This window comes from Bartonella sp. CB10SXKL (genome assembly GCF_042195515.1).
GTDB lineage: Bacteria > Pseudomonadota > Alphaproteobacteria > Rhizobiales > Rhizobiaceae > Bartonella.
The window spans coordinates 1-21,547 of record NZ_JBHION010000002.1 but is presented as its reverse complement, the minus strand read 5'-3'; the positions used below and the strand labels follow the sequence as shown (position 1 = coordinate 21,547).

At 38.8% G+C, this 21,547-nt stretch carries 20 protein-coding genes and 2 pseudogenes; 5 read left to right on the top strand and 17 right to left on the bottom strand.

Annotated features, from left to right (window positions below; genetic code table 11):
* The first annotated feature begins 42 nt into the window (after positions 1-42).
* Entirely contained in the window at positions 43-1,467 is a 1,425-nt protein-coding gene (gene tldD, locus ACFIK3_RS01335) for a metalloprotease TldD (RefSeq protein ID WP_273791351.1), read from the top strand.
* 518 nt (positions 1,468-1,985) lie between these two features.
* Here tldD and ACFIK3_RS01330 read toward each other — a convergent pair.
* The 8 genes from ACFIK3_RS01330 to ACFIK3_RS01295 form a co-directional block, all read right to left on the bottom strand.
* Positions 1,986-3,239, bottom strand: coding sequence for a class I SAM-dependent RNA methyltransferase (locus ACFIK3_RS01330; protein WP_375676154.1), 1,254 nt, complete (start codon positions 3,237-3,239; stop codon positions 1,986-1,988).
* Complete coding sequence (locus tag ACFIK3_RS01325) at positions 3,236-3,979, bottom strand: TlyA family RNA methyltransferase (RefSeq protein WP_375676153.1); 744 nt, start codon at positions 3,977-3,979, stop codon at positions 3,236-3,238. The genes ACFIK3_RS01330 and ACFIK3_RS01325 overlap by 4 nt, the downstream gene beginning before the upstream one ends.
* A gap of 16 nt (positions 3,980-3,995) precedes the next feature.
* Positions 3,996-5,903, bottom strand: a complete 1,908-nt coding sequence (dxs, locus tag ACFIK3_RS01320) for a 1-deoxy-D-xylulose-5-phosphate synthase (RefSeq protein ID WP_375676152.1) — start codon at positions 5,901-5,903, stop codon at positions 3,996-3,998.
* A 243-nt stretch (positions 5,904-6,146) separates the two neighbouring features.
* Complete coding sequence (locus ACFIK3_RS01315; RefSeq protein ID WP_375676151.1) at positions 6,147-6,401, bottom strand: exodeoxyribonuclease VII small subunit; 255 nt, start codon at positions 6,399-6,401, stop codon at positions 6,147-6,149.
* A 7-nt stretch (positions 6,402-6,408) separates the two neighbouring features.
* The gene (gene ribB, locus ACFIK3_RS01310) at positions 6,409-7,512 is read right to left on the bottom strand and encodes a 3,4-dihydroxy-2-butanone-4-phosphate synthase (protein WP_375676150.1); all 1,104 of its coding nucleotides are present in this window, start codon (positions 7,510-7,512) and stop codon (positions 6,409-6,411) included.
* A 15-nt stretch (positions 7,513-7,527) separates the two neighbouring features.
* Positions 7,528-8,616, bottom strand: coding sequence for a chorismate synthase (gene aroC, locus ACFIK3_RS01305; RefSeq protein WP_375665424.1), 1,089 nt, complete (start codon positions 8,614-8,616; stop codon positions 7,528-7,530).
* Between the two features lie 148 nt (positions 8,617-8,764).
* Entirely contained in the window at positions 8,765-9,583 is an 819-nt protein-coding gene (fabI, locus tag ACFIK3_RS01300) for an enoyl-ACP reductase FabI (protein WP_375645714.1), read from the bottom strand.
* A 127-nt stretch (positions 9,584-9,710) separates the two neighbouring features.
* The gene (locus tag ACFIK3_RS01295; RefSeq protein ID WP_375676149.1) at positions 9,711-10,613 is read right to left on the bottom strand and encodes a DnaJ C-terminal domain-containing protein; all 903 of its coding nucleotides are present in this window, start codon (positions 10,611-10,613) and stop codon (positions 9,711-9,713) included.
* A gap of 324 nt (positions 10,614-10,937) precedes the next feature.
* Here ACFIK3_RS01295 and pdxH point away from each other — a divergent pair, with 324 nt between their 5' ends.
* A complete protein-coding gene (gene pdxH / locus ACFIK3_RS01290) occupies positions 10,938-11,561 on the top strand; it encodes a pyridoxamine 5'-phosphate oxidase (RefSeq protein ID WP_375676148.1) in 624 nt (207 codons plus the stop codon).
* Between the two features lie 237 nt (positions 11,562-11,798).
* On the opposite strand, the gene ubiA is transcribed toward pdxH, so the two are convergent.
* On the bottom strand, positions 11,799-12,803 hold the full coding sequence (ubiA, locus tag ACFIK3_RS01285; RefSeq protein WP_375631380.1) for a 4-hydroxybenzoate octaprenyltransferase: 1,005 nt from the start codon (positions 12,801-12,803) through the stop codon (positions 11,799-11,801).
* 90 nt (positions 12,804-12,893) lie between these two features.
* On the opposite strand from ubiA, the gene purD reads away from it, so the two are divergent.
* A complete protein-coding gene (purD, locus tag ACFIK3_RS01280; protein ID WP_375631379.1) occupies positions 12,894-14,177 on the top strand; it encodes a phosphoribosylamine--glycine ligase in 1,284 nt (427 codons plus the stop codon).
* Between the two features lie 1,073 nt (positions 14,178-15,250).
* Here the strand turns inward: purD and ACFIK3_RS01275 are convergent.
* The 3 genes from ACFIK3_RS01275 to ACFIK3_RS01265 all read right to left on the bottom strand — a co-directional run bounded on the left by ACFIK3_RS01275 (position 15,251) and on the right by ACFIK3_RS01265 (position 18,297).
* Positions 15,251-15,778 (bottom strand): DUF6101 family protein, encoded by a 528-nt coding sequence (locus ACFIK3_RS01275; RefSeq protein ID WP_012754813.1) that lies wholly within the window; start codon positions 15,776-15,778, stop codon positions 15,251-15,253.
* A gap of 144 nt (positions 15,779-15,922) precedes the next feature.
* Positions 15,923-17,332 carry an FAD-binding oxidoreductase gene (locus ACFIK3_RS01270; RefSeq protein ID WP_375676147.1) on the bottom strand — a complete coding sequence of 470 codons (1,410 nt, stop codon included), beginning with the start codon at positions 17,330-17,332 and terminating at the stop codon, positions 15,923-15,925.
* Between the two features lie 2 nt (positions 17,333-17,334).
* Entirely contained in the window at positions 17,335-18,297 is a 963-nt protein-coding gene (locus tag ACFIK3_RS01265; protein ID WP_375676146.1) for an L-threonylcarbamoyladenylate synthase, read from the bottom strand.
* Between the two features lie 282 nt (positions 18,298-18,579).
* On the opposite strand from ACFIK3_RS01265, the gene ACFIK3_RS01260 reads away from it, so the two are divergent.
* Positions 18,580-18,861 carry a type II toxin-antitoxin system RelB/DinJ family antitoxin gene (locus ACFIK3_RS01260; protein WP_273791337.1) on the top strand — a complete coding sequence of 94 codons (282 nt, stop codon included), beginning with the start codon at positions 18,580-18,582 and terminating at the stop codon, positions 18,859-18,861.
* 7 nt (positions 18,862-18,868) lie between these two features.
* A complete protein-coding gene (locus ACFIK3_RS01255) occupies positions 18,869-19,150 on the top strand; it encodes a type II toxin-antitoxin system YafQ family toxin (RefSeq protein WP_273791336.1) in 282 nt (93 codons plus the stop codon).
* Positions 19,151-19,210: 60 nt separating this feature from the next.
* Here the strand turns inward: ACFIK3_RS01255 and ACFIK3_RS01250 are convergent, their stop codons facing one another.
* The 5 genes and pseudogenes from ACFIK3_RS01250 to ACFIK3_RS01230 form a co-directional block, all read right to left on the bottom strand.
* Positions 19,211-19,429: a hypothetical protein gene (locus ACFIK3_RS01250; protein WP_375676145.1), complete on the bottom strand. Its 219-nt coding sequence runs from the start codon at positions 19,427-19,429 to the stop codon at positions 19,211-19,213.
* 146 nt (positions 19,430-19,575) lie between these two features.
* Positions 19,576-19,776 carry a hypothetical protein gene (locus tag ACFIK3_RS01245; RefSeq protein ID WP_375637436.1) on the bottom strand — a complete coding sequence of 67 codons (201 nt, stop codon included), beginning with the start codon at positions 19,774-19,776 and terminating at the stop codon, positions 19,576-19,578.
* Positions 19,777-19,788: 12 nt separating this feature from the next.
* Positions 19,789-20,145 (bottom strand): annotated as a pseudogene (locus tag ACFIK3_RS01240) (glycoside hydrolase family protein); the annotation flags it as partial.
* A pseudogene (locus ACFIK3_RS01235) lies at positions 20,140-21,153 on the bottom strand (hypothetical protein); the annotation flags it as partial. The pseudogenes ACFIK3_RS01235 and ACFIK3_RS01240, both read right to left, overlap by 6 nt.
* Complete coding sequence (locus ACFIK3_RS01230; RefSeq protein ID WP_375645322.1) at positions 21,153-21,365, bottom strand: hypothetical protein; 213 nt, start codon at positions 21,363-21,365, stop codon at positions 21,153-21,155. The gene ACFIK3_RS01230 and the pseudogene ACFIK3_RS01235, both read right to left, overlap by 1 nt.
* Positions 21,366-21,547: the final 182 nt, after the last annotated feature.

The window sequence follows — 21,547 nt, the reverse complement described above, 5'->3', positions numbered from 1 at the left end:
GATAAAAATCTTCTAAGCCCCCATAAAAATAGGATAATTCTTATGAAATCGCTGATTGATCATTTTGATATTGCTTCCTCTAAAGTGCAATCACTTGTACAGGAAACACTTCATCATGCTGATGATGGTGAGCTTTACCTTGAGTACACAGAAAGCGAAGCTCTTTTATTTGATAATGGGCAGCTTAAAAACGGCTCATTTCATCAAGATATGGGATTTGGACTACGCGTTGTTGCTGGAGAGGCTACTGGATATGCTCACTCTAGTGAGTTATCAGCTGCTGCACTCAAACGTGCCAGTGAAGCTGCTAAAGCTGTTACCTATAATAATCATGCAGGGCCTTATAGTATAGCACCTCAACAAACAAACAAAAGACTTTATCAACCGCATAATCCCCTTGATGCTCCATCATTTGAAGAAAAAAGTGCTCTTTTGCAAAAAATTGATGCCTATTTACGTGCTAAAAATGATAAATTGCATCAAGTGACTGTTTCTCTTTCCGGCTCGCTACAACATGTTGAAATTTTACGTGCAGATGGTTATTTGGTTCGTGATATTCGTCCCCTTGTGCGACTTTCTATATCTGTGGTCGTAGCTGAAGGCAATCGACGTGAAAATGGTTTTTATGGGTGTGGAGGGAGACAAGCATTTAACCAATTTATTCATGAAGACAATTGGAAGAAAGCTGCAGATGAAGCCTTACGTATGGCTTTAACAAATTTAGAAGCAGAAGCAGCACCTGCTGGATCTTTTGATGTTGTCTTAGCCAACGGATGGCCTGGTGTTATGCTCCATGAAGCCGTAGGTCATGGTTTAGAAGGTGACTTTAACCGTAAAAAAACATCCGCTTTTGCTGGACTTTTAGGACAACAAGTTGCAGCAAAAGGTGTTACAGTTGTTGATGACGGAACAATTCCACAATGCCGTGGCTCTCTCACTGTTGATGATGAGGGGACCCCTTCAGGATATAACGTTCTCATTGAAGATGGAAAGCTCGTTGGTTTTATGCAAGACAGGCTTAATGCACGGCTTATGGGAGGTAAATCAACTGGAAATGGACGGCGTGAATCTTATGCTTATGCACCAATGCCACGAATGACCAATACAATCATGCTAGGAGGAGATAAAACACCTGAAGAAATCCTTTCTTCACTTAAAAGTGGTATCTATGCTGTTTCATTTGGTGGAGGACAAGTTGATATTACTTCTGGAAAATTCGTCTTTGAATGTACTGAAGCATACCGAGTAGAAAATGGTAAAATTTGTGCACCAATCAAAGGGGCAACTCTTATTGGAAATGGACCGGATGCTATGAAACGTATCACAATGATTGGTAATGATAGTAAACTAGATAATGGTATTGGTATGTGTGGAAAAGCTGGCCAAAATGTCCCTGTTGGTGTTGGCCAACCTCACCTTCGAATCAATAATATGACAATCGGTGGAACTGCGCTTATAGAGGAATAAGCTTGCTCATTCCTTCCCCGTATTGCTTCCTTCTCGTCTATTACGACCATTTTGTGAGGGGGTACAATGCATTGATTTATAAAGATAATCTAGCGTTATTCATATTGTATTAGAACCTTGAATACCGTAAGATTCTCTCATTTTAAATCTGTGTCTGTTGAACCAATCAAAATCATTCGTTTATACATTACAGGCAGGGAGAGTTATATGGATAAAAACTGTACAAGAAAGAACTAAAGATTCTTCTTATGGACCGTCTCAAGTACCAAGAATTTTAGAAACATTGGGAGATGGCAAATATAACGATGGAACAGGCTTATTCAGACACATATTCTTCGTAATCCATTCGTCTTTTTTGTGGTTTTTTTGTGTGGGGTAACTTGTCTTTTATATTTCATAATAAAAAAGCACTTTCTACATTCAGTGCTCTTAGATCAACGAGAAAAAGGTTATTATTATAGATAAATTTTGGAGAGATTTTATAATAATACTCAGGTAAACTTTTAAAAAAAATTAGGCTAAAGTTTCCAACCTTTCTTTTTTTTCTTTTTGCTCAAAACAGCAACAATTTCGACATGTGGTGACCATAAAAATTGATCGATCGGTATGATTTTTTCTACTGTATACCCCCCTGCAACAAGAAGAGATAAATCACGAGCAAATGTAGTAGGATTACAAGAAATTGCCACAACACGTGATACTGTTGTCTTCGCTAATTCACGTACTTGTTGCTCTGCACCAGCACGGGGAGGATCCAAAACAACACTCTCAAAACATTCAAGTTCCTTTACAGAAAGGGGATGTCGGAAAAGATCACGTTTTTCACAAGTGACCGTTTTTAAACCAGTCGCAAAACGTGCTGCTGTATTTAGATTTCTTAATGCATCTTCATTATTTTCTACTGCATGAACACTCATCTTTTTTGCCATACGCAAGGTAAATGTTCCTACCCCTGAAAACAAATCAACAGCATTCTTTGCTTTTTTTAAATGAGTCAAAATAATATTGCCCATTATATTTTCCGCTTCACAAGTTGCTTGCAGAAAACCACCAGAAGGAAATTCAACACGGACATCTCCAAAGTAAATCTCTGGTTTTTCTCGTTCAACCAAAACTTCACCGTCAACAGATAAACGTATAATCCCATATGAAAGAGCAGCACTGATCATTTTCTGACGAAGTGATTCATGGTGTATAATGCAACCGCTTAAAGCAACATCTAAACCATTTTCAACACATGTTATCGTAACATGAAACCGTTTGGCAGAGTTCTTTAGAAAAGCACAGAGCTCTCTGATATTATGCAACTGAGAAATAAGCTCTGGACGGCTTACTGGGCATTCCTCAAGAGCTACAATCTCATGAGAGAGATAACGGTTAAAACCAACTTTTTGCCCCTGTGGGGTCATGGATGCTGTTAGAGTAATCCGCCGTCGGCTATAAGGTTTACATTCTATTAAAGGCGCAACAACATTATTAAGTCCATACTTTTTAAGCGCCTCAACAACCAATTGTTGTTTCCATACGCGATAAGCATCCATATGCCAATGCTGAAGAGTACACCCTCCACATTCTCCAAAATGCTGACAAAGAGTATCAATGCGTTCTGATGATTTTTCTTTTAATGCTATATATGTTGCATATTTTCCATGAACAGTAATTTCAGCACACTCTCCTGGTAAAGTAAAAGGAACAGAAACGAAGCCGTGAGACGTCTTAGCAATACCATAACCATTTGCTCCGATATGATCGATTATGACATTGTCATTCACTCTTGTTTTTCTCCGAATAGTAAATATTCCACGTTGCCATCACCACCTGTAATAGGGGAAGAAATTAAACCTTTTGCACTCCACCCTGTTTGTGTATTTAACCAAACAAAAAGTGCCTCAGCAGTTTCTTTAGCACTTGATGGATTTAATATTCCTCCCTTACTAAAGTGTTTACGACCAACCTCAAACTGAGGCTTTACCAGTAAAACAGCTTGGGCGCCCTTCTTGGCTAAAGACAAAACGGGAGGCAATGCAAGTTTGAGAGAAATAAAGCTAACATCTGAAACAATAAGATCAATTTCTCGCCCACCTAAATGTTCCTGTTGAAAATCTCTAACATTCAAGCCTTCTAATAACGTTATAGCACTGTTGCCCAATAAACGTTTATCAAATTGATGATGCCCAACATCAACCGCAATGACATGATCTGCTCCACGCTCTAAGAGAACTTGCGTAAAACCACCTGTTGATGCACCAACATCAATGGCTGTCACTTTGTCCGTTACAATTGGAAATGCATCAAGTGCAGCAATCAATTTTAACGCTGCCCGAGAAACATAATTCTGCGCTGGATCACAAACGGTAATCTCTGCATCATCAAAAACGATTTGCCCAGCTTTAAAAACGATTTCTCCGTTAACTTTAACAGTTTGGCGCATAATTGCATCACGTGCGCGTGAACGTGTCGTAAAAAAGTTTTTTTCAACTAAAAGAATATCGAGTCTTTTTCTGGAAGCCATCTCATACTCGAATTTTCTATCCTGTTCGAATCTCGCGTCCCAAAACAGCAAAAACCGTGTTTAAAATACCCATAGCGTCAAGTCCGACACGTGAAAGAACTTTTTCTGGTGAACCATGATTCAAATATTCATCAGGAAATTTTAGTGTACGAACTTTCAAACCATGCTCTAAGAGCCCTTCTTGCGCTAAAAATTGTAATATGTGCGCTCCAAATCCACCGATTGCACCTTCTTCAATTGTCACCAATACCTCATGCTCACGTGCCAAACGACGCATCAAATCTTTATCTAAAGGTTTTGCAAACCGTGCATCTGCAACCGTTGTAGACAATCCTTCAGCCTCCAACGCATCAGCAGCTTGCAACACTTCTGACATCCGCGTTCCAAAACAAACCAAAGCGATTCTATTTCCTTCACGCAGAACACGCCCTTTTCCAATTTCTAATAACTCACCACGTTGCGGTAAATCTATACCAATCCCCTCACCACGTGGATAACGAAAAGAAATGGGACCCTGATCATAGGCTGCAGCTGTACGCACCATATGCATCAGTTCAAGTTCATCTGAAGGTGCCATAACAACAAAGTCAGGAAGAGTGGACAAAAAAACAATATCAAAACTTCCAGCATGTGTTGCACCATCTGCCCCCACAAAGCCTGCGCGGTCAATAGCAAAACGTACCGGTAATTTTTGAATTGATACATCATGAATAATTTGATCATAAGCACGCTGTAAAAAAGTAGAATAAATTGCAACAAAAGGCTTATACCCTTCACAAGCAAGTCCTGCCGCAAAAGTTACGGCATGTTGCTCTGCAATACCAACATCAAACATTTTTTCTGGAAATTTTTCCGCAAAAGAATCAAGACCTGTCCCTGTTGGCATCGCTGCTGTTATGCCCACAATCTTATCATCATGGCGCGCTTCTTCTGATAAAGCTTTAGAAAATACCTTGGTGTAGGGTAGAATATCGCTTGATGCTTTAACCTGTTTTCCTGTCGTGACATCAAAACGATTAACACCATGATATTTATCAGACGAGGCTTCTGCAGGGGGATATCCCTTTCCCTTATGGGTTACAACATGCACCAAAACAGGACCATTAGGATATTCACGAACATTTTTAAAAACAGGTAATAAATGCCCCAAATTGTGCCCATCTATGGGGCCAACATAATAAAAGCCAAGCTCATCAAATAAAGTTCCCCCAACCAAAAGTCCACGCGCAAATTCCTCTGAACGACGGGCCTTATCCCCAAAAAACTTTGGCAATTTTTCGCTTAACATCTTTACGCGTTCACGCAAATGACGATAAGAAGGATGAGATACTAACCGTGCAAGATGTGCACTCATAGCACCTGTAGGTGGTGCTATAGACATATCGTTATCATTAAGAACAACAATCAAGCGTGCATTCAAAGCACCAGCGTTGTTCATGGCTTCATAAGCCATACCCGCAGACATTGCACCATCACCAATGACAGTTATGATATTGCGCCTTGTCTCTGCTTTCAAAGCACTTGCCACCGCCATGCCAAGCCCTGCTGAAATAGAAGTAGATGAATGCCCCGCTCCAAATGGATCATACACACTTTCTGAACGTTTTGTAAAACCAGATAATCCGCCCTCTTGACGTAATGTGCGAATTTTTTCTCTACGCCCCGTTAAAATCTTGTGCGGATAGGTTTGATGACCAACATCCCAAATAATCCTATCCTCTGGTGTATTAAAAACATAATGTAATGCAACAGTGAGCTCAACAACGCCAAGTCCTGCCCCAAGATGACCACCTGTTACAGAAACCGCATCAATTGTTTCTGCCCGCAACTCATCAGCCAACTGTACCAAATCAGACTCAGGCAATGCCCGCAAATCTTGCGGAAAACAAACACGGTCAAGCACTGGTGTTAAAACATGAGACAAAAAAACTCCCTCCTGTTACCTTAACTCAAGAGAACGCAACGGTAAAAATACATCTTCTCTACTCTTTTATTGACAGCTTTGCATCTTTTTTACTAAAAAAGACTCTTCTCTATTCGAGATAATTTATGATTTTTCCCATTTGTAACTTATTTTATAAAAAAGAAATCAATAAAATTTGTTATTCTACACAATAAGGTTATTGCACTGCTTAATCCAGCAACAAATATCCAAAAAGATTTAATATTATTTAGCATCAAGTGGTTCTACTCCTTCTGGAGAACCTCCTTCTGAAAACTGGATTTTTTCAACTTTAGCTTCAGCAACTCTTAAGAGTTTTTCACAATGCTTTTTAAGCGCTTCACCGCGTTCATAAATATCAATGGATTGTTCCAAAGGCACATCGCCACGTTCCAAATTTTCGACAATAACTTCAAGTTGCTTAAGCGCTTGCTCGAAGCTTAAGGTCGTAATATCCCCCTCTTGTATCTCTTTTTTCATATGAACCTCAAAAAATATCTGTTCTGGATATACGAATTCCAAAATTTTCTAAACCTACATAATGATGCTCTTTAGAAGCATAAACAATAACAGAGCCTATTCCTAAATATTTTAAAATTTGTGATCCTAAACCAATTTTGCGCCATTCTGCTTCGCGTTCAATCGCCTGCACATGGTTTTCTGAACTGTCTCTTGCCATGTTTTGAATACCAATAGTTGATTGTATAACAGATCCTTCACGCAAATAAATAAATACGCCACGTTTTTCTTTTTCCATCATACGCCGCATCATCACCATAATATCTGAAGTTTGACAAAAAACGTCATTTATAATGTTTTCATGATGTAAATACACAGGAATATCCTCCCCCTCACGGACATCACCAAAAACAATTGCAATATGCTGAACGGCTTCCCAAGGGAGTTGATAACTTTGAATAATAGCGGGACCTACAAATGTTTCAATAGGCATTTCTCCAACATTTTTGATCAATATTTCCTTACGTTGGCGGTAAGCAATTAAATCTGCAACCGTTATAATATGCAACCGATGTTCTTGCGCAAATTTCATAATCTGATCACCATGTTTAACGCTTCCATCATCATTAACTAACTCACCGATAACACCAACCGGCGGCAAATTAGCTAATTTACATAAATCAACAGCAGCCTCCGTGTGACCTGAACGCATGAGCACTCCCCCTTCATGCGCAATCAAAGGAAAAACATGCCCTGGACGAACAAAATCATCCGCACTTGCATTTGAATTGGCAAGATTACGCACCGCTAATGTACGATCGTGCGCTGAAATCCCTGTTGTTATGCCGTGTTTAAAATCAACAGTAACTGTAAACTGCGTCCCATGTGCAGAGTTATTATCTGGTACCATAGGAGAAAGATTAAACCGTTGTGCTTCTTTTTTTGGCATAGGTGTACACACAATACCTGTTGTATGACGAAGAATAAACGCCATCTTTTCTTCTGTACAATGCGCTGCAGCAACAGTTAAATCTCCCTCATTTTCACGGTCACCATCATCTGTTACCACAACGATTTCACCGCATTCAAAAGCTTTAAGTGCAGAAACAATTTTTTTTTCATCATATGCCATTGTTCACCTTCTCACTCACCCAACTTGACCGCGATGTCTTAGATAATGGTCAGCAATAGCACAAGCAACCATCGCTTCACCAACAGGAACAGCACGAATCCCAACACATGGATCATGACGTCCCTTCGTTATAACGTCTACATCATGACCATCAACATCTATGGAGCGACGAGGGGTTAAAATTGATGAAGTAGGCTTGACCGCAAAACGTGCAATAATTGGCTGTCCACTCGATATTCCCCCTAAAATACCTCCAGCATGATTGGATAAAAAAAGCGGTTTTCCATCATTTCCCATTCGCATTTCATCGGCATTTTCTTCTCCCCTCAAGCGGGCTGCCGCAAAACCATCACCAATTTCCACACCTTTTACCGCATTAATCGACATAAGTAACGAGGCAATATCTTGATCAAGCTTTGCGTAAATAGGGGCTCCTAAACCTGCCGGAACATTTTCTGCAACGATCTCAACAACCGCACCAACAGATGTTCCCTCTTTACGGAGTTCACTGATATAATCACTAAAAATGTGAACCATCTCTGCATCAGCTGTAAAAAAAGGATTATTATTAACCTCTGACCAATCCCAACGATCACGATTAATATTATGAGGACCAATTGCTATCACTGCTCCTCGGACAATCAAACCAGGAACGATTTTACGAGCAAATGCACCAGCTGCAACACGCGCTGCTGTCTCTCGTGCCGAAGCACGTCCCCCACCTCGAAAATCACGAATGCCATATTTAATATCATAAGTATAATCCGCATGTCCTGGACGATATTGATGGGCAATCGAGCTATAATCCTTCGAACGCTGATCTGTGTTTCGAATCAACAGAGAAATTGGTGTACCTGTTGTCACCAATGTCGTTCCATCGTCTTGAACAACAACTCCTGAAAGGACCTCTACTTCATCTGGTTCTCGGCGCTGCGTTGTGTATTTTGATTGTCCTGGTTTGCGTTTATCAAGATAAGCTTGAACTTCTGCAAGAGTAAAAATAATTCCAGGTGGACAACCATCAATGACACAACCAAGAGCAGCACCATGACTTTCACCCCATGTTGTTACACGAAACAAATGACCAAATGTATTATGCGACATGAAAAAAGATCCATTTCTCTGTCAAATATATACAACGATAACGTATGTTGTGTGCTATACACAAGACAACTCTTTTCTCCCAAATACTCTTGGACACCTTAAATTTGGTCAAACTATTGCTGTCTAATAAAATCTTATAAACCAAACTTTATTCTTTAACGACAGAAATGTCTGGTGCATCAACTGCTTTCATACCTATGATATTATAACCCGAATCGACATGATGGACTTCACCGGTAACAGAACGAGACAAATCTGAAAGAAAATAAAGTGCAGAATCACCAACCTCTTCAATTGTTACCGTACGACGTAATGGAGCATTATATTCATTCCATTTTAAAATATAACGAAAATCACCAATACCAGAAGCCGCTAACGTTTTAATTGGTCCAGCAGATATAGCATTAACACGAATATTTTTGGGACCTAAATCTACCGCTAAATATTTCACGCTCGCTTCAAGAGCTGCTTTGGCAACCCCCATTACATTATAATTGGGAACAACTTTTTCTGCACCATAATAGGTTAGTGTCAAGATTGAACCACCATCTGACATTAATTTCTCTGCACGCTTTGTTAGAGCTGTTAGGGAATAAACGGAAATATTCATGGTCATCATAAAATTTGATTCGCTGATATCAATATAACGACCGCTTAATTCATCTTTATCAGAAAAACCAATAGCATGAACTAAAAAATCGAGTTTTCCCCATTTCTTCTCTATTTCTCTAAAAACCGTATCAATAGAGACACTGTCAGAAACATCACAATGTCCACAAACAAATCCCTTTAATTCTTCAGCCAAAGGCTCAACACGCTTTTTCATTGCTTCACCCTGATAGGTAAAAGCAAGCTCTGCCCCTGCGTTACTTGCCGCTTTAGCGATTCCCCAAGCGATGGAGCGATTATTGGCCAACCCCAAAATTAAACCACGCTTACCGTACAATAAACCATTACCCTTAGCCATCAGCTCTGCCCCATTGTTACTTAAAATTGATATTATTCACCTGCCTATGACACAGGTCAACTTTTTCTTCAAGCAATTGGTTTAAAATCAAACAAAAACTACGCTTAATATATATATAATTTTAAAATTAATCTTGTTGCATTTGCAAAAACTGTTCTAGCGCGGCATTTTCATTTCCCGGCAACATAATGCGAACATGCACATAAAGATCATCCCTTGTACCATTTTTTAAACGAAGCCCTTTCCCTTTCAACCGTAAAACGCGATCAGAACTTGACCACGCAGGAATCGTTAAAACCACACGTCCCTCCAACGTCTCAACTTCTTCTTTTGCTCCCAAAACAGCATGTTTAAGAGAAACTGGTAAATCAAGATGAAGTGCTCTTCCTTCAACCCGAAAACGAGGATGTTTTTGAATCTGAATGGTTATCAACGCATCTCCTGCTTGCCCAAGAGCTACCTCTTCTCCCTGACCTTTTAAACGAATAACCTGTCCGTCTTCAATATAATATGGAAGTTTAATTTTTAACTTTTTTCCATTTGGAAAAACAGCTTCCACCTTTTCTGCGCCAACCATCTGCTCTAGTGTTATGGCAAGATTAGCACGAACATGTGCTCCTTGTTGGGGACGGTTATAGTGTGTGGAATTCGAAAAGCTACCTCCTCCTCCAAACAGATCCCGAAAAATATCACTCGCATCAAAACCTGCACCACCTGAAGAGGAAAAATCAAATCCCTTTGCTCTTCCTGAAAAGGGATTTTGTTTATTGCTAAAATTTTCACCAGTACCATAGGCTTGATAAAGCGGTTTTCCTTCCATATCAATTTCACCGCGGTCAAATTGTGCCTTTTTATCTTTATCACCTATAATTTCATAAGCTTGATTAATTTCAGCAAATTTTTCTTTAGCCTTTGCATCATCTCTATTATGATCTGGATGATACTTCTTTGCTAATCTTCTAAATGCCGATTTAATCTCTTGCGATTTTGCGGTACGTGCCACACCCAGAATCGTGTAGGGATCACGCATATTACCCTCTTTTCAATTTCTTCGTTTTCAAAATATCAACTGATACGTTGTTAATACCCTTTATAGCTTCATCAATCTATTCTAGAGAATAATTTCTTCTTTTCTCTTTATATGTCTATCAATAAACTAAAATACCAGATAAAATGAGATATTTATTTAATATAGCTCCTTGTAGTCTATGCTAAAGTAAAAATAATTAAACTACCATAGAAATACACGATAGCATTGGCTTTTTGAAAATAAGGAAAAATGGTACTGTGACTTCTTGATGATAAAGTAAATGAGAAAATGCCTCACCCATGCTCACTGATATTTGGAGAAACTATGAGCAAAAAAATATCAACAGATGATCATTTTATGCAAATGCAAAAACCTTTTGAACTTTTCGCAAAGTGGCTTGAAGAGGCAACGATAAGTGAAATAAATGATCCGAATGCTATGGCATTAGCAACAGTTGACGAAACAGGACTCCCTAATGTTCGTATGGTTCTCCTCAAAGACTACAGTCCCCAAGGCTTTGTCTTCTATACCAATTATGAAAGCTGTAAAGGACAAGAAATTTTAAAATCAATGAAAGCATCCTTAGGTTTTCATTGGAAATCGCTCCGTCGTCAGGTAAGAATTAGAGGAATTGTTGAAAAAGTAAGTCAACAGGAAGCCGATGCCTATTTCCAATCACGACCACGTGGTAGTCGAATTGGTGCATGGGCATCTAAACAATCTCAACCTTTAGACAATCGTTTTGTGCTCGAAAAAGCAATTGCTCAATATACTGCGCGTTATGCTCTAGGTAATATTCCACGACCACCTTATTGGTCTGGGTTTCGTGTTAAACCCCTTTCTATAGAGTTCTGGTGTGATCGCCCATTTCGTTTACATGATCGTCTGCTTTTTACACGAGATTGTGTTGAACACAGCGATTGGAAAAGACAAAAACTTTATCCCTAATCCTTCAAACTTCATCGTTATGAAGATTTTTTCTTCCCAACAGTTAAGCAAATATTTTTTATTTGAAAAATTCTAAAAGAAGATGATTTATTTTATTTAAATAGAAGAATTTCATTTCCACTGTAACAGTTGATTAGTAATATTTTCTACTGTATCGCTTAAAAATAGATTAGCAACAAGCTTATTTAAAAAAACATACTGTATTCAGTAGAAACTATGATTTTAGCTAACTTATTTTTAGACCGCAGGATAAAATATCGTCCATATACCCCCACATACTAAACCAGCAAAAATCACAAAACCAATAAGCGAATTAGATTTGAAAAGCCTGAGGCATTGTGAACTGTCATCTATATCAATGACTTTAATTTGAATAAACATATGGATGCTTGCCACAAAAATCCCCAAAAAACTAAGAACAGGGACTCCAGCTAAATAAAATGCTAGACTAATGAACATCACAAAACCACCATACAAAAATACTAAAGCACGCTTGGTTGCTTTACCAAAGAGAAGAGCCGTAGAACGGACACCAACAGTAACGTCATCTTCTTTATCTTGATGTGCGTAGATTGTATCATATCCTATGGTCCACAAAATTGATCCCACATAAAGCAAGATTGGTGCCCAGCTTAAACTTCCAAAGACAACAGCCCACCCCATTAATGCCCCCCAATTAAACGCAACGCCTAAAAAAAACTGCGGCCAATATGTTACGCGTTTCATAAAAGGATAAAATGCAACAGCTATCAATGACGAAATACCTAGAAAAAAACTAAACCTATTAAATTGTGATAAAACAACTAAACCAACCAAACATTGCACAAGTATAAAAACTCTTGCTTGAAACCGACTCACATGACCTGTCGGCAATGGGCGAGAACGTGTCCTTTCTACCTGAGCATCAATTTTATGGTCAATAAGATCATTCCAAGTACATCCTGCCCCTCGCATAGCAATAGATCCCAGAAAAAAAAGAAAAAGATACCAAACCCAATGAAGAAACATTGATAAAAGAGTATCGTAATGCATTTTATAAGAGAAAAAAGCCATTGTTGTTGACCAAAAACAAGGCCACATCAACAATTGCCATCCAATAGGCCGATCCCAACGCGCCAATTGCGCATAAAACCATAAAGAACAGGGAAGGAAATTGTAGACCCATTGTTTGGAAGATGCATCCATAACCCGTCCTTGGCTATCATAGGACTGAACATGCGCGATATTTTTATTTTTTTTCATCAAATGATTTACCTTTGGTCTTGCGATAGAGACATTTCATTCTTATGAGAAGGGGATGAGATTAATCATCTTTTATGAGAGGAGCAAGCAATGAATATTCTTCTTATTGGCTCAGGTGGACGAGAACACGCTTTAGCATGGAAAATAGCAGCATCACCACTGCTAACAAAGTTATACTGTGCTCCTGGAAATCCTGCAACAACAGAATTTGGTGAAAATATTAATTTAAACATTGATGACCATTCCCTTGTTATTGATTTTTGTAAAGCACGTTCTATTGATCTTGTAATTGTAGGACCAGAAGCACCATTGGTTGCGGGTATAACAGACTCTCTTAATAGCGCTAACATCTGTGTATTTGGTCCTACTCAAAAAGCTGCTCAACTAGAAGGTTCAAAAGCTTTTACAAAAGATTTATGTCGTAAGAATAACATTCCTACAGGAAGTTACCAATGCTTTAATGATGCCTCTAAAGCTAAAGCTTACATTCAGCAACAAGATGTTCCCATTGTTATTAAAGCTGATGGCTTAGCAGCTGGCAAAGGTGTTGTGGTTGCAACAACTATGGAAGAAGCATTTAACGCAGTTGATGCCTGCTTCAAAAGTACATTTGGAGATGCAGGAAACAAAATTGTTGTAGAATCTTTTCTTGAAGGTGAAGAAGCAAGCTTCTTCTGCCTTTGTGATGGTAAAGTTGCTCTTCCTTTTGGATCTGCTCAAGATCATAAACGTGTAGGTGATGGGGATATTGGAGCAAACACCGGTGGTATGGGTGCTTATTCACCAGCGCCCATCATGACCAAAGAAATAGTGAATCGTACTCTCAAAGAAATTGTTGAACCAGCTTTAAAAAGCATGAAAGAAATGGGCGCTCCCTTTAAAGGTATTCTCTTCGTCGGATTAATGATAACGCAAAAAGGACCCGAATTAATTGAATTTAACGTACGATTCGGTGATCCTGAATGTCAAGTTTTAATGATGCGCCTCAAAGATGACATTTTGCCAATTTTTCTTGCTGCTGCTCAAGGAAAACTTGAAAATAAGCCTCTTCGGTGGTCTGAAAAAGCTGCTCTCACCGTTGTTATGGCTGCTAATGGTTATCCAGACTCTCCCCAAAAAGGTACTGTTATCCGTAACGTTGATCAAGTAAACTCTCTTCCCGATGTGAAAGTTTTTCAAGCTGGTACAGTGTTGCGTGATGGAGAACTCATTGCAAATGGTGGACGTGTTCTCAATATAACTGCAACAGGAAAAACGATTACGCATGCACAAAAACGTGCCTATGAAGCTGTTGATTGTATTGATTGGCCAGAAGGTTTTGTTCGTCGTGATATCGGATGGAGAGCCGTTGCGCGAGAAAATAAAATCCTTTGAATATTCTTTTTTACGATTTTATTATTTTATATAAGAGCATGACACACAAATTTTCTCACTGTTTTACGTTGACCATAATTTTGAAAAAATGAGTGTGCTTTCCTTTGAACAATCAAATATTATAAATAGAATATCTACTCATGATAAAATAGGAAAATTTTTTGAATCTGAAAATGTAATATAAAATGATCATTTTACTGTTACTTTAAACGTATTTTCTCATCATTTTTATAAACACTTTCTTTCTTATAAAGTCCTGAAGAAAAACATATATACTATCATTTCTTTTATCTATCGCGTTTTTAATGAAATTCCGCTTTTACAAAAAATAAAATGCCCAAAAAAGATAGTTATATTATTCACATACAAATTCTTAAACAATACCTCTCATGCTCATCACTCCCATTTTACAACACTACCTGCAAATAGTATAAATCCACTCTTCCATCTTTCTGGAATAAAAATAAAAACCGATACCATCTTTGTATTTTCCAACTCTCAATATTACGATAACCCTTTCTATCTAAATGATTTTGATTATAAGAGAGAGAGATGAAATAAGAATATTCTGCAATATTCAAAGCTCTCATTCAACATGGAGAAATTATTTATAAAAAAATTCAAAAACACTTCCAGCAATCTGCTGGTGTTTTTATGATGTGGCAAAAACCCAAAATTATACCGCCAAAAAAAACAGTTTCTATTGTTATGAAAACCGTTTTTACCTCTCCGAAAAAAGCGTTTTACATAATCGATTCCTGCTGCCAATGTATGGTGTCAAAAAACTCTCATTTACAATCATTGACTTCCTCTTTTTGTTTTCAAGAACCAAAAGTCACACCAAATCCCGTCTGTAAAGGTCTGGATTCTCATTGAGCGGGTTCCTCTTGCTTCCCACTCCTATGCTGCACTTACACAAATACCTACAAGCAAACTTAAGAATATTTGCCATATCTCCTAAAACACTTCATGTGTGAAGTTTACATGCCTTATATTACCGCTCCAAACAACGATGTTTTACAGCACAACAAGATAAATGCTGACGGTAGTACAAAAATAAATGCATGTTAATATTACTGGAGTGCAATTCGATTCGCAATCACCAAACGCAAGCCTAACGGATTGCTATAACGAAGTAAAAAACGCTTTTGTTTAGAATGTGCTGTTGTACCAAAAAATCGATGTAAATCAGAACGATCTTTTACAACCAGAATGCGATTATCTTCATTGATCATAAGCATGGGAAGGCCATAAGTATCCGCCCATAACCGCCAATCCAGAAGAACATTATTCAAATCTCTGGAAACCAAAAGCGGTATACAAGCTTCCTCATCGGCATGAAGTAATTCTAATGCAACAGCTCTTTCTCCTGAACGCGTTTTTACGGTACGTGCTGCAATTCCTTGGAAATGATAAGGGGGTATTAAATGCGATAAACTTGAAGGCATATCCGTTTTAAAAGAAACACCACGCTCATTTAACGAACAAATAACCTGATTACCCGTTTTGGATGAAAAATATGTCGTCGTTTGTGGCAAATGGCACGGATCTAACCGAAATTCAAGCACCGCTTTTGCCTGATTAAAGCATTGATTAGCCATATACATTATCCCAATTTATCTTAAATAACATACACCCTTTAGCAGCTTTTTCTCATTGGATTATTAAAAGTTTGAATAAAAAACAACTGGTTTCTTTTTTGGTTATTAAAATCTAAACAAAAATACATGATCACCATTCTTGAATTATAATACTTTTCCAGGATTCATTATCCCTAAAGGATCGAGCGTTTTTTTAATCCCTTGCATAATATCCAATGCGACAGGCGATTTAAAAGAACGAAGTTCTTCGCGCTTAAGCTGACCGATTCCATGCTCAGCAGAAAATGCACCTCTATAGTCCACCACTAAACTATGAATGCGATGATTCATTGTTGACCATAACTGCAAGAACACTGTCGTATCAGCTCCTACAGGTTGTGTAATATTATAATGTAAATTTCCATCGCCCATGTGTCCAAAACAAATCACCCGTGCTCCTGGAGCAATATCTTCTACAATAAGCGCTGCCTCAGCAATAAAATCAGGAATAGAAGCAAGTGGGATTGCAATATCATGCTTAATGGACCCTCCTGCTAACTTTTGTGCTGATGATATACTTTCTCGTAATTGCCAAAAAAAATCTTGCTGTTTTAAAGATTGCGCAACAACTGCATCTTCTATCACCGCATTCTTTAAAGCTTCTTCTAAAATAGTACTCAATACCGATAATGCCTCATCATTGCCTTGCAACGATGAAATGTTCATTAATACATACCATTCATGTTTCCGCTGAAGAGGAGGCTTCTCACACATCTTATAATCTAAAGCCATTTGCAAACTGAGATTTCCCATGAGCTCAAAACCTGTCAACATCCCTCCTCCATATTCTTGAGCCAGAGATAAAAACTCTAAAGCCTTCGCCGGACTATATAATCCCACCAAAGCAACAGCTTTTCCTTTTATTTTTGGAAACATCTTCAAAACGGCTGCGGTTATAACTCCCAATGTGCCTTCTGCACCAATAAAAAGATCTTTTAAATCGTAACCGCTATTGTCTTTTTTAACAAAACGCAAATCATCTAAAATACGCCCATCCGGTAAAACAACTTCTAAACCAAGACAAAGATCACGCATATTGCCATAAGCTAAAACAGCTGTCCCTCCAGCATTCGACGAAAGATTGCCTCCTACTTGGCAAGAACCTTCAGATGCCAAAGAAAGAGGGAAAAAACGACCTGATTCATCCACTTTTTTCTGTAAATCCTGTAAAATAACACCAGCCTCTACAACAACAAAATTTCCCTCAAGATTTATAGCTCTAATCTTATTTAATCGCTCCATGGATAAAAGAACGCTCCCTCCTCTTTCATCTGGTTGTTGTCCCCCCACAAGCCCTGTATTTCCACCCTGTGGTACAATCGGTGTGCGCGTTTTGCTCGCTAACTGCATAATCGATGAGATCTCTGCGCAAGAAGATGGACGTAAAAGTAAAGGTGTTTTTCCATGAAAAAGCCCACGCTCTTCAAGCAAATACGGTGCAATCAACGCGTGATCTGTTATAGCATGCTTAGCACCAACAATTTCCCTAAACCCCTCAATTAATTCCTGCTCCATGTTCATTTCTCCTTTGGAGCTGCAGCCCGTATAAGACGATCATTGATAGCCTCCCCTAATCCGTATAATGGAATAGGTTCTACTGCGATACATCTCACTTTAAATGAATCTAATTCCTTCATATATTGAAATAAATGAGAGGCTGCCTCTTCCAACTTTCCATCTTCGCTAAGGTTTAAAATAGAAACGGCATTTTCAGCCCCCATAACACGCTTTGAACCAAATGCTAAAAGCGCTTCACCATTTTCTACCTTTTCTACATTCAAACGAACCGTGGCATTAGGGGCATAATGCGATTTTAACATCCCAGGAGCTTCAATCGCCGCCCTTTGATCTATCCGTTTTAAAGACTTCCCCACAACTTCTTCAATTTTATCAGCCGTAAGCCCCCCTGGACGCAAAAGATAAATATTTTCACCACAAATTTTAATAATCGTTGATTCTAGCCCTATTTTAGCAGGTCCTCCGTCCAATATTAAAGGAACAGATTCCCCCAAAGATGCAAAAACAGCCTCAGCTGAAGTAGGGCTAAGACGCCCCGATTGATTCGCACTAGGAGCAGCAAGTGGACGGCCAAAATGTTGTACCACTTCCGCAAAACGACTGTCTGGAAAACGAACAGCCAAGGTATTCAAACCAGAGGTTGTTAAAGGATGGATATTATGCTGTTCCTTTAAAGGCAAAACCAATGTCAAAGGCCCTGGCCAAAATTCCTCCATTAATTGGCGTGAAAGAAAGTCAATTTCAACATAACGTTGTGCCATTTCGATGCCGCTGACATGCGCAATAAGAGGATTAATTTGCGGACGACCCTTTGTAGAATAAATAGAAGAAATTGCCCTCCCATTGGTTGCATCGCCCGCTAATCCATAAACAGTTTCCGTTGGTAACGCTACTAACTTCCCTTTTTCAAGAAGCGCTATTGCTTCTCTTATCGAAGCACTATCGAGTGGTAGAATCGTCATGATACATCATTTCTATAACACTCTTTTAGTGATATTATGCTCTTTTTTATTCATATATCACATTGATTTTATATAGTTTTTTTTAAAAGTGCGAGGTTCATAAATAAAGGTTAGGGAATAGGATTTTCCAATATTCTTCTACAAAACATATCTTATTCTGCCAACTTTCTCTAATCATTTTTTGAATTTTTCTAAGTTCTCTTGTGAAAAGCTATTGTTGAAACTCTTGACATAAACTTAACGTGTAGTACATTGCACTACAATTGAATAGGAGGTTTAGCAATGGGAAAAATTCAAGCCCGCATACCTGATGAAGTTCAAGAAATTGCAAGTGCAGTTATTAAGTCTACGGGTTTAACTGTATCGGATGCAGTACGCATGTTTATGACCCGCATTGCTAGAGATCGAGCATTACCGCTTGATCTATTCCAACCAAATCCGGAAACATTACGAGCTATCGAGGATGCTGAAATGAGACGCATCGAACATACATCATTAGACGGCTTAAGGACCATGATACGGGAAGATAGAACCGAAATGCGTAAATCTGAAAAGCAAACCTAAGCTTGCTATGCGGGAAATTGTCTATACGCGTTCATTCCGGTGTGATCTTAAACATGAAAGCAAAGGTAGGTATGCTAATGCACTAGAGGAGAATTTACTGCTTGTGGTCAAAGCGTTAGCGGAGAATGAACCGCTAACGGCGCATTGGAGAGATCATGCACTAACATGTCAATGGCGCAATTGTCGTGATTGTCATATCAAGCCAGATTTAGTTGTGATCTATCGAAAGCCAGATACCAAAACACTAGAGCTCTTACGACTTGGTTTGCATTCTGAACTACGCTTATGATTGGATCTCCAATTCATAGTAAAAAGAATTTTTCGTAGTTTTGCTTGTATGACAGTTTTCCTAATTCTTTAAGAACCATTGTTTTAAATGTGCGAAGATGTTGTCTATTGCATCCATGAGGCGTGCAAAATCAAGGATAAGCAAAAAAAGAAAAAATGCTATCCACTTCATCAAGCGAGACATCATTTTCACGCTTTGATAGGTGATGATCATTTCTTGAAGCATTTCTTTTTCTGATTCTGTAAGCTCTGTGTGTTTTTTGGATTTTTTTCTAACCATGTTTCCACCCACACAAGCGTTCACCTAGATTATTGTGCTTTAAGATCTCTCTTACTAAATTGGAACTGATGGTGTTCAGATCTTGCCGGCTTAAATAAACAGGTAACCAACCAACACAAGAAGAAGCATATTTATTTGTCGCGCAATCAATCAAAGAGAGCAGCACGCACATCAGCAGCACTTTTTTGATTAACTTCACTTTCCACCTCCAGCCGTGTTGTGGCTGCTTTTAAAGCTTTTTCTGTTTGCTTTTGTTGCTCTACTTTTTTCCCAAGAGTAAAAGCTCTTGCCAAGGCAATAAAAAAAGCGGCTAAAGCCGCACCTGTTACCATCAAGTTTCTTTTCATCCATAAGATCCATAGGCGGTGCTCCTGAAAGCGTTTAGCAACAAAGAAAATGCCAGTACATGCGGCTAAAACCATAATGGCGGCTAAAGCCCATTGAATGGGTCCATTGCCCACTAAAAATCCACCCAGACCTGAGAAAGAACCAATAATCGGTGCCAATGCTTCTGCTTTGAAAACCCCCGTTGGTGCTTGCGTTTCTACTGTTTGGTAGTTAGAGGAAACATAAGCACCTTTCGTCCATAGCCCTTGCCTCTGATACACGCCGGAGTACAAGACCTTGTAAACGTTTGCCTCTTGGCTTTGGTCCATTTTCTGCAATTCGGTTGGTACAGCTTCATAATCACCCCGATTAAGCCTTTTAAGCAATGTTCTATAGCCTTTTTGAGGGCTTAACGTGCTGCCTATGATTTTCATGGCAAGGTCTGGATATTGTGTGAGTGCTTGCGCATCTTCATCGCTATACCCTTTAGAGCGTAAAAATTGCAAAGTTTGTTTATATTGTGCGCGTTCCTTGTTGCCCTGCCGCATAAGGATAGATGCATTTGAAAAACTTTCTTGTGGTGTCTTTCCTAACGCAAGCCCTGCAAAAAAATCCATTAAATGCTCGGAAAATTCTGATTTTCTAAAACGCTCCCATAAGCTACTTGGATTTGCTCCTGTCTGAACAAAATTATCAAGTGACTTGATATAATCTGTTTTTTGTTCAAGATCACCACTTGCTTTTAAATGCTCCTCTTCTGGTAAGTGTGCATTCAAATGTTTTTCTTCTTCTATAGGTGCATCAAAAAGCTTTTCCTCATCATTTCCAGAATCATTTTTCAAAGAGTTTTCCGCTATAGATTTCTCATTAAGTTGAGCAATATAATCCATCACATTTTTTTGCTGTCGCCCAGCTTCATCCCCACTAGACTGATCAATGTTCCCAACAAGTGGAGATTGAGAGATCATTGATGCAACGCCTCCCTGCTCTGAGAAGTCATGCTTTTGTTGCTCTGGCGCCTCTTGTATCTTAACAGTATCCTTTGAAACATCCGGCAATGGAGGCATTTGGCGCTTTAAATCATCTGTAGACATAATCAATTCTGCTGGCGTTTTTTTCCCAGCTTGTTCTGTCCCTGCTTGAGAACCACGAATAAGCTCTGTAGGACTCAATTTTTGTGGAGTATTATCCCCATTGCTCACATCAAAAGGGTCTGTGCTAAAAGCAGCGCGTTCTAAAAAACTTGGCTTGTATTGCCCTTACAACGGCGTGCTTAGAGGGGTAGAGAGTTGTTGAAATAAATATCTAGGTAACTGCGGTATAACCTGATACATAAAAGGACGCAAAAATTTTGGATCAAACAACTTTGATAGAGAATTCGTGTTTTCTTGTTCCATCACTGCACCCTTTCCATCTCAAAGCCAAGCTTGCCATAATCCACATGCAAAAAGCCTGTCGCCTTATGCAAGAAAACAGCTTCAGGTTTTGACTTCAAAACATCTTGCGCCATCACCCCGCGATAGCGCTCTGGATAGCCCTTGTAATTATACTCATAGAGTTTGTGTCCATCTCGCTGCCCTACTCGTACAATATTTTCTTTCGATCTGATGTCGCTAAGCCCAGCAAAAGTACCAAGGATAGTTCCAACATTTCCAACAATCTCTCATGGATTAGGTTTTGGCTACAACAAGATATTGATTTATAAGAATAATTCACTGTTTTGTATATTGAATTAGACCCCCGAATAACGTAAGATTCTTTCATTTCAAATCTGTTTATCTTGAATCAACT